1 protein-coding gene and 1 pseudogene are annotated in these 1,359 nt (G+C 63.4%); one reads left to right on the forward strand and one right to left on the reverse strand.

Translation table 11 applies throughout. From position 1 onward, the window contains the following. Positions 1–144 precede the first annotated feature (144 nt). Positions 145–507, reverse strand: coding sequence for a hypothetical protein (locus tag ACFWY6_RS45420; RefSeq protein ID WP_384703793.1), 363 nt, complete (start codon positions 505–507; stop codon positions 145–147). 559 nt (positions 508–1,066) lie between these two features. Here ACFWY6_RS45420 and ACFWY6_RS45425 point away from each other — a divergent pair. Beyond that, a pseudogene (locus tag ACFWY6_RS45425) lies at positions 1,067–1,359 on the forward strand (undecaprenyl/decaprenyl-phosphate alpha-N-acetylglucosaminyl 1-phosphate transferase); the annotation flags it as partial.

The raw sequence follows: 1,359 nt of genomic DNA on the forward strand, positions 1-1,359 counted from the left end.
GCGTCCTGGGGCGTCGTTGGCGCCTGGACCCCCCCGTCCGCGTGTCTTACACTACATCCGGGGGCCCGCCCCTGCCCCCGGGGCGCGGCCCACCTCTTTGAGCCCAGAATTGACGGGGCTACTCAGCGAGTCTCGGCCACGTAATCAGCAAGAGACGCGCTTGATCCCGGTGCCCTTCGTCCACGCGATGCCGCCGTAGCGGAAGTCCCCGGTCTTGCGTGCGCCGATCGCGAACTCCGGATCCCTCGACGCCGCCATGGTCACCGAGAAACAGACCTTGTAGCCACAGGCGTTCTTGACCTTCACCATGCGGTTGAAGCGCTTGTTGTACCACTTCTTCACAGATACGCACTTGCGCCGCTGAGCCTCGACGTCTCCCGAAGCGCTCTGCGAGGCAACGGACACCGTGGTACCGGCCTGCGGTTCAGCCGCGACAGCACTACCCGAAACGCCCAGTGTCCCCATCATGATGACTGCGGCGAGAGCGGTTCCTGCAATCCTTCGCATTCTTCCTCCTTGGTATACCAAAGAGGGTATCGACATTCGGTCATGCACATGCCGACCCCCGTTTGCAATGCATTTCTATCGTGCGTAAGCGAATGGAATCAATGGGTGATCTTCGCTCGGGGAGGTCGCGCTGCTGTGAATGTCCTGAATTGGTCTTATCCAGCCGCCGGGAGGGCGACTTGAGAGGCGTTGTTTCAGGTAAAGATGCAGGTAAGCGGCTAACCTGCGCACCCAATCCGGTGGCGCGGGGCATCGTGCATTGTGGATGTTGGCTTGTTTGCATCGAACACTCGTTGGAAAACGTTGAGCGGTGAATAGTTGAGGCCGCAAATTGCGCAAATGCTGGATGCTGCGGCTGTCGGCGTCGCACGACTTGAGGTGCCACGTGGTATGGCGGTGGGTGGCCGAGCCGACAACCCATGGAGGTGGGCGTGCCCGGACGCGCGTACCCTTCGGCATTGAGACGTAGCCTCGTCGTCAGGGCACCGAGCGTGCTCAGCCCCAGGCGTACATAGCTAGGCTGGGGCTGAGATGGCCAGCGATACCTGTGGGGAAGCCCGTGCGTGAATACCTGCTGACGCTCTGCATCACGGCCGCGGTGACTTACCTGCTGACCGGCCCGGTGCGGAAGTTCGCGATCGTGGCCGGCGCCATGCCGGAGATCCGCGCCCGCGACGTGCACCGGGAGCCGACGCCCCGGCTCGGCGGGATCGCGATGTTCTTCGGACTGTGCGCGGGGCTGCTCGTCGCCGACCACCTGCCGAATCTGAACGACGTCTTCGAGCGCTCCAACGAGCCGCGCGCGCTGCTCTCCGGTGCCGCGCTGATCTGGCTGATCGGTGTGCTCGACGA

The sequence above is a fragment of the Streptomyces sp. NPDC059037 genome (assembly GCF_042740015.1).
In the GTDB taxonomy this organism is placed as follows: Bacteria; Actinomycetota; Actinomycetes; order Streptomycetales; family Streptomycetaceae; genus Streptomyces.